General features: G+C 69.2%; 12 protein-coding genes. 7 read left to right on the top strand and 5 right to left on the bottom strand.

Annotation, left to right across the window (positions count from 1 at the left end; genetic code table 11):
- Positions 1 to 9 precede the first annotated feature (9 nt).
- Both ACR3ZA_RS07830 and ACR3ZA_RS07825 read right to left on the bottom strand, forming a co-directional pair.
- Positions 10 to 465: a MarR family winged helix-turn-helix transcriptional regulator gene (locus tag ACR3ZA_RS07830; protein WP_473661431.1), complete on the bottom strand. Its 456-nt coding sequence runs from the start codon at positions 463 to 465 to the stop codon at positions 10 to 12.
- A 74-nt stretch (positions 466 to 539) separates the two neighbouring features.
- Positions 540 to 2,006, bottom strand: a complete 1,467-nt coding sequence (locus ACR3ZA_RS07825; RefSeq protein WP_473661430.1) for an MFS transporter — start codon at positions 2,004 to 2,006, stop codon at positions 540 to 542.
- A 191-nt stretch (positions 2,007 to 2,197) separates the two neighbouring features.
- Between ACR3ZA_RS07825 and dnaK the strand changes: the two genes are divergently transcribed.
- From dnaK to ACR3ZA_RS07805, 4 genes are read left to right on the top strand one after another with little or no spacing between them, the layout of a single operon-like run.
- Positions 2,198 to 4,063: a molecular chaperone DnaK gene (gene dnaK / locus ACR3ZA_RS07820; protein ID WP_473661429.1), complete on the top strand. Its 1,866-nt coding sequence runs from the start codon at positions 2,198 to 2,200 to the stop codon at positions 4,061 to 4,063.
- Positions 4,064 to 4,065: 2 nt separating this feature from the next.
- A complete protein-coding gene (locus ACR3ZA_RS07815) occupies positions 4,066 to 4,674 on the top strand; it encodes a nucleotide exchange factor GrpE (RefSeq protein ID WP_473552709.1) in 609 nt (202 codons plus the stop codon).
- Positions 4,675 to 4,690: 16 nt separating this feature from the next.
- Positions 4,691 to 5,692, top strand: coding sequence for a DnaJ C-terminal domain-containing protein (locus ACR3ZA_RS07810; RefSeq protein ID WP_473661428.1), 1,002 nt, complete (start codon positions 4,691 to 4,693; stop codon positions 5,690 to 5,692).
- Between the two features lie 16 nt (positions 5,693 to 5,708).
- Complete coding sequence (locus ACR3ZA_RS07805; protein WP_473661427.1) at positions 5,709 to 6,134, top strand: heat shock protein transcriptional repressor HspR; 426 nt, start codon at positions 5,709 to 5,711, stop codon at positions 6,132 to 6,134.
- 3 nt (positions 6,135 to 6,137) lie between these two features.
- Here ACR3ZA_RS07805 and ACR3ZA_RS07800 read toward each other — a convergent pair whose 3' ends face one another.
- Positions 6,138 to 6,785, bottom strand: a complete 648-nt coding sequence (locus ACR3ZA_RS07800; RefSeq protein ID WP_473661426.1) for a helix-turn-helix domain-containing protein — start codon at positions 6,783 to 6,785, stop codon at positions 6,138 to 6,140.
- A gap of 63 nt (positions 6,786 to 6,848) precedes the next feature.
- Between ACR3ZA_RS07800 and ACR3ZA_RS07795 the strand changes: the two genes are divergently transcribed.
- Genes ACR3ZA_RS07795 through ACR3ZA_RS07785 form a run of 3 tightly spaced genes read left to right on the top strand, consistent with a single transcriptional unit; the run spans position 6,849 to position 11,217 of the window.
- Positions 6,849 to 7,898 carry a 2-oxoglutarate and iron-dependent oxygenase domain-containing protein gene (locus tag ACR3ZA_RS07795; RefSeq protein ID WP_473661425.1) on the top strand — a complete coding sequence of 350 codons (1,050 nt, stop codon included), beginning with the start codon at positions 6,849 to 6,851 and terminating at the stop codon, positions 7,896 to 7,898.
- Between the two features lie 46 nt (positions 7,899 to 7,944).
- Positions 7,945 to 9,027: a methyltransferase gene (locus ACR3ZA_RS07790; RefSeq protein ID WP_473661424.1), complete on the top strand. Its 1,083-nt coding sequence runs from the start codon at positions 7,945 to 7,947 to the stop codon at positions 9,025 to 9,027.
- Between the two features lie 33 nt (positions 9,028 to 9,060).
- A complete protein-coding gene (locus ACR3ZA_RS07785; protein ID WP_473661423.1) occupies positions 9,061 to 11,217 on the top strand; it encodes an AAA family ATPase in 2,157 nt (718 codons plus the stop codon).
- Between the two features lie 125 nt (positions 11,218 to 11,342).
- Here ACR3ZA_RS07785 and ACR3ZA_RS07780 read toward each other — a convergent pair whose 3' ends face one another.
- Both ACR3ZA_RS07780 and ACR3ZA_RS07775 read right to left on the bottom strand, forming a co-directional pair.
- Complete coding sequence (locus ACR3ZA_RS07780; protein WP_473661422.1) at positions 11,343 to 12,338, bottom strand: TIGR03560 family F420-dependent LLM class oxidoreductase; 996 nt, start codon at positions 12,336 to 12,338, stop codon at positions 11,343 to 11,345.
- Between the two features lie 9 nt (positions 12,339 to 12,347).
- Entirely contained in the window at positions 12,348 to 14,033 is a 1,686-nt protein-coding gene (locus ACR3ZA_RS07775; RefSeq protein ID WP_473661421.1) for a long-chain-fatty-acid--CoA ligase, read from the bottom strand.
- Between the last annotated feature and the right edge of the window lie 3 nt (positions 14,034 to 14,036).

Genomic DNA, 14,036 nt, shown 5'->3' with positions numbered 1-14,036 from the left:
GCGCTCCCGCTACGCGCCGTCCGCGCCGTCGGTCCAGCCGAGGTTGCGGGCCATGCGCTCCAGCGCCTCGAGCGTCTGCGCGTACTGCTCTTCGCTGAGCCCGGCGCCGACCGCGTGCAGATGCTCGGTGACGACGGCGCTGAGCCGCTCGAACACGTTCGCGCCCGACTCGGTGACCTCGTAGTGGCTCCCGCGCACCACCAGCCACGCGCTGTCGACCAGTTCGGCGAGATGCTCGGCGCTCGAGTCCGGGTCGTCGGGACTGTCGGCCAGGTACGGCGAGATGGTCGCATCGAGGGTGGCCAGATCGGCCGGGCCGCGCGACAGCACGGTGAGCAGCTGCCACTGCCGATGTGTGACGCCATGCTCGATGAGCACCTCGTCGAACTTCTCGTCGATCAGGCGATCGACGAGCTTGAGCCAGAAACCGATCGGGCGCGCGGCGCCTTCGGGCGTGCCGTTCATGGTTCCACGCTACGCGGGCGAGGCGCGTCGGGCCAGGCTCCCCAGCGGGTGTCCAGGTGCGCGCGCCGCGCCCGTCACTCGATCTGCGACTGCTTGGGCTTGACCGGCAGCATCAGCAGCAGGCCCGCGAGCAGCACCAGCACGATGCCGATGATGCCGAACCGGGTGTCGCCGGTGAACCCGACGAACAGGGTGAACAGCCCCGGCGCGAGGAAGCTGACGGCGCGCCCGGTCGTCGCGTAGAGGCCGAAGATCTCGCCTTCACGACCGGGGGGCGTGATCCGCGCCAGGAAGCTGCGGCTGGCGGCCTGCACCGGGCCGACGAACAGGGTCAGGAACAGTCCGGCGATCCAGAACCCGATCTTGGCGTCGCCGATGAACAGCACCGCGCCGCCCGCCAGCACGAGCCCGATGAGCGAGCCGATGATCACATTCTTGGCGCCGAGCCGGTCGTCGACCCAGCCGCCGACGAAGGTGCCGATGCCGGCGACCAGGTTGGCGGCGACGGCGAAGTAGATGACCTCGGTGGAGCTGAAGCCGAAGACCTGGGCGGCGATGATCGCGCCGAAGGTGAAGACCCCGGCGAGCCCGTCGCGGAACACCGCGCTCGCGAGCAGGAACAGCAGCACCTGCGGGCTCTTGCGGGCGAGCGCGGCAATGGTGCGGAACAGCTGGCGGTAGCTGCCGAGGATGCCGACCCGGTTCTCGCGCGCCTTCTTCGGGATCTCGGGAACCTTGAGCAGCACCGGCAGGGCGAAGACGGCGAACCAGAGGGCGGAGACGAGGATCGCCAGGCGGATGTCGAGAGCACCGCCGTCGGTTCCGAACGGCACGTTCAGGAGCCCGTTGCCGGTGTCGCTGCCGAAGTTCTGGATGAACAGCACGAGCAGCATGATGAGCAGCACGATGCCGCCGACGTAGCCCATGCCCCAGCCGAATCCGGAGACGCGTCCGACGGTCTTGGGCGTCGAGACCTGCACGAGCATGGCGTTGTAGTTGACGCTCGCGAACTCGAAGAACAGGTTGCCGGCGGCGAGGAGCGCGGCGCCGAGGTAGATGTAGCTCGGCACGGGGGCGACGAAGAACATCGCGGCCATCGCCAGCACCACCAGGCCGGTGTTGATGCCGAGCCAGAGCTTGCGTCGACCGGAGCCGTCGGAGCGCTGCCCGAGGATCGGCGCGAGCAGGGCGACGAGGACGCCCGCGATGGTGAGCGCCCCCGAGATCACGGTGGCGTTGGCCGCTTCGGCGGCGACGAGCGCCGGGTTGCTGTCGTCGCCCGCGGCGGCGGCCACGATGTCGGGGTCGACGAAGAGGCTGCTGGCGAGGTAGGTCGAGAACACGAACGTGGTGACGACCGCGTTGAACGAGGCGGAGCCCCAGTCCCAGAGCGCCCAGGCGCGCACCCGCGATTTCGGGATCGGCTGGTCTTCGATGAGACCTTGCCCCACCGTCCCGATCGCACGGGTGTTGCCGATGATCGGCGGGGGCGGGGTGGTGGTGCCGTCAGCGTCGTCGGCACCGGGCGTGGTCTCGGTCATGCACGCACGCTACTGCGGTCCGGTGAACCGGCGGTAAAGAACACCCCGGCGCGGCGTGACTTGAGTCGAGAAGGCTCAAGATTTGCTGTGTCGACTTGACGCACAGGAAGCCCGCCGTAAACTTGATACCGCACGACTCAAGGTGATCCACACCCCGTCGTGATCCACAGACTCACAAGGAGATACCCCACATGGCTCGAGCAGTCGGAATCGACCTCGGAACGACCAACTCGGTCGTCTCCGTCCTCGAAGGTGGCGAACCCACCGTCATCGCCAACGCGGAGGGATTCCGCACTACGCCGTCGATCGTCGCATTCACCAAGGACGGCGAGGTCCTCGTCGGAGAGACCGCGAAGCGCCAGGCGGTCACCAACGTCGACCGCACCATCGCGAGCGTCAAGCGCCACATGGGCACCGACTGGAACACCGAGATCGACGGCAAGAAGTACACGCCGCAGGAGCTCTCGGCCCGCATCCTCGGCAAGCTGAAGCGCGACGCCGAGCAGTACCTGGGTGAGAACGTCACCGACGCCGTCATCACGGTTCCCGCCTACTTCAACGACGCCGAGCGTCAGGCCACCAAGGAGGCCGGCGAGATCGCGGGCCTCAACGTGCTCCGCATCATCAACGAGCCGACCGCGGCTGCCCTGGCCTACGGCCTCGACAAGGGCAAGGAAGACGAGCTCATCCTCGTCTTCGACCTCGGTGGCGGAACCTTCGACGTCTCCCTCCTCGAGGTGGGCAAGGACGACGACTTCTCGACCATCCAGGTGCGCGCCACCGCCGGTGACAACCGCCTCGGCGGTGACGACTGGGACCAGCGCGTCGTCGAGCACCTCATCAAGAAGTTCAAGGAGACCACCGGCGTCGACGTCTCCAAGGACAAGATCGCCCTCCAGCGACTCAAGGAGGCGGCGGAGCAGGCCAAGAAGGAGCTGTCGAGCTCGACGAGCACCAACATCCAGCTGCCCTACCTCTCGCTCACCGAGAACGGCCCGGCCAACCTCGACGAGACGCTCACCCGCGCCCAGTTCGAGCAGATGACCTCGGACCTGCTCGACCGCACCAAGAAGCCGTTCCAGGACGTCATCAAGGAGGCGGGCATCAAGGTCGCCGACATCGCGCACGTCGTGCTCGTCGGTGGCTCCACCCGCATGCCGGCCGTCGCGGAGCTCGTGAAGAAGGAGCTCGGCGGCAAGGACCCGAACAAGGGCGTCAACCCGGACGAGGTCGTCGCCGTCGGCGCCGCGCTGCAGGCCGGTGTGCTGAAGGGTGAGCGCAAGGACGTGCTGCTCATCGACGTCACCCCGCTGAGTCTCGGAATCGAGACCAAGGGCGGCATCATGACCAAGCTCATCGAGCGCAACACGGCCATTCCGACCAAGCGCAGCGAGACCTTCACGACCGCCGACGACAACCAGCCGTCGGTCGCGATCCAGGTGTACCAGGGCGAGCGCGAGTTCACGCGCGACAACAAGCCGCTCGGCACCTTCGAGCTGACCGGCATCGCCCCCGCACCGCGCGGCGTCCCGCAGGTCGAGGTCACCTTCGACATCGACGCGAACGGCATCGTGCACGTGTCCGCCAAGGACAAGGGCACCGGCAAGGAGCAGTCGATGACCATCACCGGCGGCTCGTCGCTGCCGAAGGAGGACATCGAGCGCATGGTGCGCGAGGCCGAGGAGCACGCCGCGGAGGACAAGGCCCGCCGCGAGTCGGCGGAGACCCGCAACGCCGCCGAGCAGCTCGCCTACTCGGTCGAGAAGCTCATCACCGACAACGCCGAGAAGCTGCCCGAGGACGTCAAGACCGAGGTGCAGGGCGACGTGGATGCGCTGAAGACCGCGCTCCAGGGCGAGGACGACGCGGCCGTGAAGACCGCGTTCGACAAGCTCAGCGAGAGCCAGACCAAGCTCGGCGAGGCGATCTATGCGGCCGGTGCCGCCGACGCCGCGGCCGGAGACGGAGCCGACTCCGAGTCGCCGTCGACCGAGCAGCCCGGTGAGGACGACATCGTCGACGCGGAGATCGTCGACGACGAGGAGCCCAAGAAGTAGTCATGTCGGACGAGCGAAGCAACAACGACGAGCCCACGACGCCCGATGAGGCGCCCGAGGAGTCGACCGAGGAGGTGGCGTCGGAGGACGGCGCCACCGCCGAGGTCGACGGAGTCGAGGACCTGATCGCGGCGGAGGACGCCGATGTCGAGCTGAGCGACGCCGACCTTGAGCTGTTGGCCGAGGCCGAGCGGGACCTGGTCGCTGAGTACCGCGAGCGGGCCGCTCGTGCCGAGGCCGAGCTCAAGAACTTCCGCACCCGGGTGGAGCGCGACCGTCAGGCGAACCGCGAGGCGGTCATCGCCGAGGTGATCCGCTCGCTGCTTCCCGCGATCGACGACCTCGATCGCGCGGACGCGCACGGCGACCTGGTCGAGGGCAGCCCGCTCACGATCGTGTCGCAGAAGATCCGCGCGGGCTTCGAGAAGTACGGGCTGCGGCGCGTCGGCGAGAAGGGCGAGCCCTTCGACCCGAAGCTCCACGAGGCTCTGGTTCAGCTCCCGAGCGCGGAGGTGACGGTCAACACCGTGGCCGATGTGATCGAGCCCGGCTACGCCCTCGGCGAGCGGCTCATTCGCGCGGCCAAGGTCGCCGTCAGCGTCCCCGAATAGAACGAGCGGAGATCCGATGGCCAGTCAGGACTGGTTCGAGAAGGACTTCTACGCCGTGCTGGGCACGTCGAAGGATGCCTCCGACGCCGAGCTGAAGAAAGTCTATCGCAAGCTGGCTCGGCAGTATCACCCGGACTCCAATCCGGGCGACGCGAAGGCCGAGGCGCGGTTCAAGGAGATCAGCGAGGCGTACACGGTGCTCTCCGACCCGGAGCAGCGCGCCGAGTACGACCAGGTGCGCGCCATGGGCGCCGGCGGTGCACGCTTCACCGCCGGCGGCCCGCAGGGCGGCTTCGACGACGTGTTCAGCGGCCTGTTCGGGCAGCCCGGCGGCCCGCGCGGCAGCCGTCGTGCGAACGCGCGCCAGTCGGAGTTCGAGGACCTGCTGGGCGGCATGTTCGGCGGAGCCAGCGCCGGGGGCTTCGGCACCTCGAGCGGCGGCTACCGCGGGTTCGGCGGCCCCACCAAGGGCAGCGACGCGGTCGGTGCGACGACGATTGACTTCCTCGACGCGATCCACGGCACCACCGTGAGCATCCAGATGCAGAGCGGACGCACCACGAAGGCGAAGATCCCCTCCGGGGTCGCCGATGGTCAGAAGATCCGCGTGCGCGGGGCCGGGTCGCCGAGCCCCGACGGCGGCCAGCCGGGCGACCTGGTGATCTCCGTCTCGGTGCGCCCGCATCCGGTGTTCACGCGCGACGGCCTGAACCTGCGGGTGGATGTCCCGGTCACCTTCGTCGAGGCGGTCAACGGAGCCACGATCGAGGTTCCGACCCTCGACGGCGATCCGGTGCGCCTGCGGGTGGCCCCGGGAACGCCGAGCGGTCGCGTGCTGCGCGTCAAGGGCCGCGGCGTCGCCACCGCGAAGGGCACCGGCGACCTGCTCGCCACCGTCGTGGTGGCCGTGCCGAGCCACTTGCCCGACAAGGCGCGCCAGGCGCTGGAGGACTTCGCGGCGGCCATGCCGGCCGAGAATCCGCGGGATGATCTGATGAGTCGAGCTCGGAACGCCTGAGGCACGGGGGGACGCGATGAACGTTGACGAGAACAGCCCGCTGTTCGCGATTGCCGTCGCGGCCGAACTGAGCGGGATGCACCCCCAGACGCTGAGGCAGTACGACCGCATGGGCCTCGTCAGCCCGCGGCGCACCGCGGGTCAGTCGCGTCGCTATTCGATGCGCGATGTGGTGCAGCTGCGCGAGATCGCGCGGTTGAGCTCCGAGGGGCTCAACCTGGAGGGCATCCGGCGCATCCTCGAACTGGAGAACGAGGTCGAGGCGCTCACCGAGCGCGTGCGGGAGCTCGAGGGCGCGCTCGCCGATGAGCTGCTCAATCGCCCGGGTCGTCGCGTCTTCGCGGCGGGCGCGCGCGGCGACGTGGTGAGTCTGCGGGCGGGCACGCGCGTGAAGCGCAACCAGGTCGTCGTCTGGCGGCCGATCATGCCGCCGACCGACTGAGGCTCAGTCTTCGACGCTCCGGCGACCAGGGCTGGCGGTGCCGATCTCGCGGGCGAGCGCCAACAGCACGGTCGCGCCGTCCGGGCCGGGCCGCCAGCGGTGCGGGCGCTCGGCCGGATGCGTGATCGCATCCCCCGCGGTGAGCGTCCATTCGCCGACCTGCTCGACCTCGACCTCGAGCGAGCCGCCGACGACGTAGACGGTCATCTCTCCCGTCGACTCGAACCACCCGCCGAGATCCTCGCCGGGTCGGATGCGGTACTCGACGACTTCGAGGCGATGGTCCGGACCGGCGGCGAGCAGTCGCCCGACGGCGGCGTCGGCACGGTCGTTCACGGGGAGCCGCGCTCCTTCGTCGGCGCGCACGACGAGCGTCTCGCTCTCGCCGCCGATGGCGGGCATCAGCGAGCTCGGCGAGATCTCGAGGGCGCCGGCGATGCGGTACAGCGTGAGCAGCGAGGGGACGGTGCGGCCGCGTTCGACCTGGCTCAGGAACGGCTGGCTGACCTTCGCTCGTCGCGCGAGCTCGCGCATCGAGAGCCCCGCGGCGGCCCGAGCTTCGGCGATCGCGGCGCCGATGACGCCGAGGACGCGGTCGTTCTCATCGATTTGTAACGCGTCGGAAACCTGTTCGCGCGGAGAATCGGACAAGATAGCGATAACCAATACCTATCAGCCGCAATCCCTCGGATCGCGATCGTGAGGAGAGCCTACATGTCCGAATTCACCGTCCCTGCGATCGACATCAGCGCGTACATCGGCGAGGGCACCGACGACGAGCGCCGCGAGGTCGCGCGCCAGATCGATGAGGCCGCGCGCACGGTCGGCTTCATGCAGATCACCGGCCACGGCATCCCACTCGAGACCTGGCAGCGTCTCGGCCGCGCCATCGACCGATTCTTCGCGCTCCCCCTCGAGGAGAAGAAGCAGTACTGCGCGCCGAAGGGCATCAACCGCGGCTACTCGCCGCCCAAGTCGGAGCGCCTCAGCTACAGCCTCGGGGTCGAGAAGGCCGAGCGCATGAACGACTTCTTCGAGGCGTTCAACACCGGCGCGACCCAGGCCGACTACCCGCACGTCGAACTCGACCCGATTGACTACGCGGCGAACATCTGGCCGGAGGTCGATGAGTTCCAGTCGGACGTCGAGAACTGGATGCAGCACGCCGGCTCGGTCGCGCACGTCATGATCCGCATCTTCGAGGATGCGCTTCACCTGCCGACCGGCACCCTCTCCGGCATGGCAGACCACTCGCTCGACGTGCTGCGCATGAACAACTACGCGCTGCCGGACGGCGCGAAGGTCGAGCTCGACGGCGACCTGATCGGCATGGGTGAGCACACCGACTTCGGCATCGTGACGCTGCTGTGGGCCGACGACGTCAAGGGCCTGCAGGTGCTCGACGACCAGGGCGGCTGGAACGACGTCTCGCCGCTGCCCGGCGCGCTGCTCGTGAACCTCGGCGACGTGACCGCCCGGCTCACCAACGACCAGTGGCGCTCGACGCTGCACCGCGTCAAGCCGCCGGTGATCAACGGCACGATCCGTCGTCGCCGCTCGGCCGCCTACTTCTTCGACGGCGACGTCGACGCGGTGATCACGACGCTGCCCGGCATCCTCGCCGAGGGGGAGGAGCCGCTCTACAAGCCGATCACCGTCGGCGAGCACATCGCGGCGAAGCTGCGCGGTTCGCGAGACCTCGTCAACAACACCGACGACACCGAGCGCGAGGCCACGCGCGTGCTGTCGGCGGCGGCAGGGTAGCCCGCGGCGGTGCCTCCCGCGCGAGCGCCTCTAGACTGAGCGCCTCATGTTCTCGTTCGACGACCTGCGTCGACGGCCCGACTTCGAGGCGCCCGAGCTGCGCGCCTGGGACGCCGCCGATGCCTACCTGCTCGACCACGCCGAAGCGACACTGGCGAGCTCGAGTCTGGCGATCATCGGCGACACCCACGGTGCGCTCACGCTCGGCGCGCTCGACCGCGGCGCCAGCCGAGTGCGTGTGCATCAGGATGCGCTGCTCGGCGAGCTGGCGCTGCGCGCGAACGGGAGAGGCGACTATCAGCAGCTGCCGCTGGATGCCGAACTCGTCGCGGGCGCGACGCTTGTGCTGCTGCGGCTGCCTCGGTCGTTGGAAGCGCTCGACGAGATTGCGGCGCTGATCGCGCGGGAGGCCGACCCCGAGGTGGTCGTCATCGCGGGCGGGCGGCTCAAGCACATGACACCGCGGATGAACGAGGTGCTGCGGCGGCACTTCGACCGGCTCGACGTCTCGCTCGCGCGGCAGAAGTCCCGTCTCCTGATCGCGCGCGGGCCGCGACCGGGCGGACTCGCCGAACCGCGCCGCGAGTTCCACGCCGAGCTCGGCCTGTGGGTGGTGGCGACCGGCGGCGTGTTCGCCGGCACCGCGCTCGACATCGGCACGCGCGCGCTGCTCGACGTGTTCGATCAGCTGCCCCCGTTCGAGCGGGCGATCGATCTGGGCTGCGGCACCGGCATCCTCGCCGCCTCGCTCGCGAGGCTTCGCCCCGAAGCGCGGGTGCTCGCGAGCGACCAGTCGAGCGCCGCCGTCGAGTCGGCCCGGCTCACGATGGCGGCGAACGGGCTTGCGGTGGAGGTCGAGCGCGATGCCGCGCTCGCGGCTCAGCCGCCGGAGAGTGCCGATCTGATCGTGCTGAACCCGCCGTTCCACAGCGGCGCCGCCGTGCACGAGGGGGTCTCACGTGCGATCTTCGAGGGGGCCGCGCGCGTGCTGCGCCCCGACGGCGAGCTGTGGACCGTCTTCAACTCGCACCTCGGGCACCGCGCAGTGCTCGACCGCGTTGTCGGTCCGACGCGGCAGGTGGCGCGTACCAGCAAGTTCACAGTCACGGCGACGCGACGTCGGGTATAAACTTGAGTCACACGCACTCAAGTTTGGAGCACCATGGCGAACATGCAAGGCGCGCCCTCCAGCCAGGAGGAGCAGAAGAGCGCCCTCGAGCAGTACGGCGTCAACCTCACCGAGATCGCCAAGAGCGGCAAGCTCGACCCGGTCATCGGGCGCGACTCGGAGATCCGCCGCATCAGCCAGGTGCTCACCCGCCGGACCAAGAACAACCCGGTGCTCATCGGTGAGCCCGGCGTCGGCAAGACCGCCGTCGTCGAGGGTCTTGCCCAGCGCATCGTCGCCGGTGACGTCGCCGACTCGCTGAAAGACAAGCAGCTCGTCTCGCTCGACCTTGCGGCGCTCGTCGCCGGCGCCAAGTACCGCGGCGAGTTCGAGGAGCGGCTCAAGGCCGTCCTCAAGGAGATCAACGACTCCGACGGCCAGGTCATCACCTTCATCGACGAGCTGCACACCCTGATGGGTGCTGGCGGCGGCGAGGGCAGCGTTGCGGCGGCCAACATGCTGAAGCCGATGCTCGCCCGCGGCGAGCTGCGTCTGATCGGCGCCACCACCCTCAACGAGTACCGCGAGTTCATCGAGAAGGATGCCGCGCTCGAGCGCCGCTTCCAGCAGGTCTACGTCGGCGAGCCGAGCGTCGAAGACACCGTTGCGATCCTGCGAGGCCTCAAGGAGCGCTACGAGGCGCACCACAAGGTGACGATCGCCGACAGCGCGCTCGTGGCTGCCGCATCCCTCTCCAACCGCTACATCACCGCCCGTCAGCTGCCGGACAAGGCGATCGACCTGATCGACGAGGCCGCGAGTCGCCTCAAGATGGAGATCGACTCCAGTCCGGTCGAGATCGACGAGCTCAAGCGCGCCGTCGACCGGCTGCGCATCGAAGAGCTGGCGCTGAAGAAGGAGAAGGACGCCGCCTCCAAGGAACGGCTCGAGAAGCTGCGCGCCGACCTGAGCGTCAAGGAGAAGGAGCTCGACGCGCTGCAGATGCGCTGGAACGCCGAGAAGAGCACCCTGCATTCGGTCGGCGACCTGAAGAGCATGCTCAACGACACCCGCATCGAGCTCGACAAGGCGATGCGCGAAGGCGACTACCAGAAGGCCTCCAAGCTCAACTACGAGACGATCCCGGGAATCGAGAAGCGCCTCGCCGCGGCCGAGCAGGCCGAGCAGAGCGGACCCCGCATGGTCAACGACCAGGTGACCGACGAGGACATCGCCGCCGTGGTCGCGGCGTGGACCGGCATCCCGGTCGCCAAGCTGCAGCAAGGCGAGACCGAGAAGCTGCTGCACCTCGAGGGCGAGCTCGGCAAGCGCCTGATCGGCCAGAAGGATGCGGTGCGTGCGGTCAGCGAGGCGGTGCGCCGCACCCGTGCCGGAATCTCCGACCCCGACCGCCCCACCGGCTCGTTCCTGTTCCTTGGGCCCACCGGCGTCGGCAAGACCGAGTTGGCGAAGGCGCTCGCCGAGTACCTGTTCGACGACGAGAAGGCCCTCGTGCGGATCGACATGAGCGAGTACGGCGAGAAGTTCTCCGTCTCGCGCCTCGTCGGCGCCCCTCCCGGCTACATCGGCTACGAGCAGGGCGGACAGCTCACCGAGGCCGTGCGCCGGCGCCCCTATTCGGTGATCCTGCTCGACGAGGTCGAGAAGGCCCACCCCGAGGTCTTCGACGTGCTGCTCCAGGTGCTCGACGACGGGCGCCTCACCGACGGTCAGGGCCGCACGGTCGACTTCCGCAACACGATCCTGATCCTCACCTCGAACCTGGGCAGCCACTTCCTGACCGACCAGACGCTCGAGTGGTCGACCAAGGTCGAGGCGGTCAACGACCTGGTGCGCACCTCGTTCAAGCCGGAGTTCGTGAACCGGCTCGACGACATCGTCGTGTTCGCGCCGCTTAGCAAGGACGACCTGGGGCAGATCGTGTCGCTCTACATCGACCGTCTCGAGCGCCGGCTCAGTGAGCGCCGGCTGCAGCTGGCGGTCACGCCGGATGCCCGGGCCTGGCTGGCCGAGCGCGGCTACGACCCGGTGTACGGCGCTCGGCCGCTTCGCCGCCTCATGCAGCACGAGATCGACGACAACCTCGCGCGCGCACTGCTGTCGGGCGAGGTGCGCGACGGCGACACCGTGCGCGTCGACCTCTCCGGCGACGAGCTCTCCGTCACTCACGCCCCCCGCGACACCGACTGACCCCGCCCCCCCTCTCCCCGAGCGCTACCCAAACTCACCAGCGCCACCGAAGATCCGGTAGCTGTCGTGGGTTTCGGTAGCGCTCGGCGGCCCCGGCCCCGGCGGGGGCGGGGCGGGGGTGGGGGCTAGGAGAGGGCGGGGATGACGGTGCGCTCGAAGAGCTCGACGCCGGAGCGGTCGTAGGCCGACTCCGGGAAGTAGTGGATGGCGTAGCCGAGCCCGAGCGCCTCGCGCTCGCGCAGCACCTCGATGATCTGCTCGGGCGTTCCGGCGAGACCCTCCTTCGATTCGCCGCGGTACTGCCCGACGACCTCGGCGGCCTTCTCGGCGGAGACGAAGCGGCGAAGACGCGCCTCGTAGTCGTTGAGGATGCGCTGCACCTCCGCATCCGTCTCGGCGATGACGGTGTTGAAGTTGCTGGAGCGCGTGATGGCCGAGAAGTCGGTGCCGAGGCGCTCGCAGTGCCCCCGCAGCAGCTCGCTCTTGTGAGCGAAGACCTCGGGGCCTCCGTTGAAGTTCGTGTAGCTCGCGTACTGCGCCGCGATGCGCAGGGTGACCTTCTCGCCGCCGCCGGCGACCCAGAGCGGAATGCCGCCGGATTGCACGGGCAGCGGTCGCACGATCGCGCCGTCCACCTGGTAGAACTCGCCGTCGAGGGTCGCGACGCCTTCCGTCCAGGCCTGCTTCATGATCTGCACGCCCTCGTTGAGCATCCGCAGGCGCTCGGGCGCCGTCGGGAAGCCGTAGCCATACGCTCGCCACTCGTGCTCGTACCAGCCGGCGCCGATGCCCATCTCGGCACGACCGCCGGAGACGTGGTCAACGGTTGCCGCGACCTTCGCCAGGTAGGCGGGGTTGCGGTAGCTCATGCAGGTGCACATCTGGCCGAGCCGGATGCGCTCGGTGACCGCGCCGAACGCCGACATCAGCGTCCACGCCTCGTGGGTCGCCTCCTCGGTCGGCTCGGGCACGGTGTGGAAGTGGTCGTACACCCACAGCGACTCCCACGGCCCCGCGTCGGCGGCGAGGGCGAGCGACTTCATCGTCGCCCAGTGGTCTTTCGGGTCGATCTCGACGAGGTCGTGACGCCAGCCTTGCGGGATGAAGATTCCGAATCGCATCGTCCCAGGCTAGGGGTGTTCGAGGAGCTGGTCGCGCACCTTCTTCCGCAGCACTTTGCCGATGAGCGACTTGGGGAGCTCGTCGACCAGCACGACGCGGCGCGGCACCTTGTAGGCGGCGAGGCGCTCGCGCGCGAAGTCGCGCAGGCCCTGCTCGTCGATGGTCGCACCGGGCGCCGCGACGACCGCGGCGACGACGTGCTCGCCGTCGCGCTCGTCCGGGATGCCCACGATCGCCACGTCGGCTACGCCGGGGAACGACCGCAGCGCCTCCTCGACCTCGCTCGGCGCGACGTTGAATCCGCCCGTGATGACGAGCTCCTTGATGCGGTCGACGATCGTGACGAAGCCGTCGGCGTCGACCCGCACGATGTCGCCCGTGCGGAACCAGTCGTCGACGAACACGGCGGCCGTCTCCTCCGAGCGCTTCCAGTATCCGGAGAACACCTGCGGACCGCGGACGAGCAGCTCGCCCGGCTCACCGGCCGGCATCTCGACGCTCGGGTTCTCGGGATCGACGACGCGGATCTCGGTGTTCGGCAGCGGCAGGCCGACGGTTCCCGCCTTGCGGGTGGGGGCGACCGGGTTCGCCATCAGCACCGGGCTGGTCTCGCTCAGCCCGTAGCCTTCGACCAGGTAGCCGCCGGTGGCGGCCTCCCACGGCTCGACCACCGAGGGCGAGAGCGGCATCGCGCCCGAGATCGCGATGCTGATGCCGCGCAGCGAGACGCCGCGCTCAGCGGCGGCGTGGGTGAGTCGTTCGTAGATCGGCGGCACCGCGGGCAGGAAGGTCGGCGGACGCTTGCGGATGACCGACAGCACCAGGTCGGGATCGAAGCGCGGGAACAGCACGAGGCGGGCTCCCATGCTCATCGCGAAGGTGAGGCAGAGGGTGAGTCCGTAGGCGTGGAAGAGCGGCAGCACGGCGTGGACGCTCGCGCTGCCCCGCGGCACCTCCGGCACCCAGGCGCGCGCCTGCGCCGCGTTGATCAGAAGGTTGCCGTGGCTGAGCGTGGCGCCCTTTGGGTGCCCGGTGGTGCCGCTCGTGTACTGGATGAGCGCCACGTCGCCGACCGCGGGCTGCGGCACGCTCGCGGCGATCGGCTCGTTCTCGAGCAGCGTCTCCCATGTCGTCGTCCCGGAGACCGAGGTGGTGAGTGCCGCGCGTGCGTCGCGCGCCTTGCGGATCGGCAGCCGGAGCGCCGCGCGGGTGACGAACGGCATCGCGCGCGTGATGTCGACCGAGACGATGTGGTCGACGCGCACGTCGGCGGGGAAGGCCTGCACCGTCTCGACGAGCTTGTCCCAGGCGATGATGACCCGGGCCCCGTGGTCTTCGAACTGGTGGCGCAGCTCGCGCGGGGTGTAGAGCGGGTTGTGCTCGATCACGATGGCGCCGAGGCGCAGCACCGCGTAGAACGCGACGACGTGCTGGGGGCAGTTCGGCAGCGAGATCGCGACCGGGTCGCCGGCCTTCACCCCGAGCTCTCGCAGCCCTTCGGCGGCCCGGGCGATCTGGTCGCCGAGCTCGGCGTAGGTCGTCTCGCGGCGGAAGAACTCCAGCGCCACGTGGTCGGGGTAGGTCGCCACCGATTCCGACATCAGGTCGAACAGCGACCCGGTGGGGTCGGGAAGAGTGTGGGGTACGCCGGGGGCGTAGGAGTCGAGCCAGGGCTTGGTGGGATCCGTCGTCACCCG

Source organism: Herbiconiux sp. J20-20 (genome assembly GCF_057365085.1).
The sequence above is the reverse complement of the archived record's forward strand: the minus strand, read 5'-3'. Positions and strand labels throughout refer to the sequence as shown.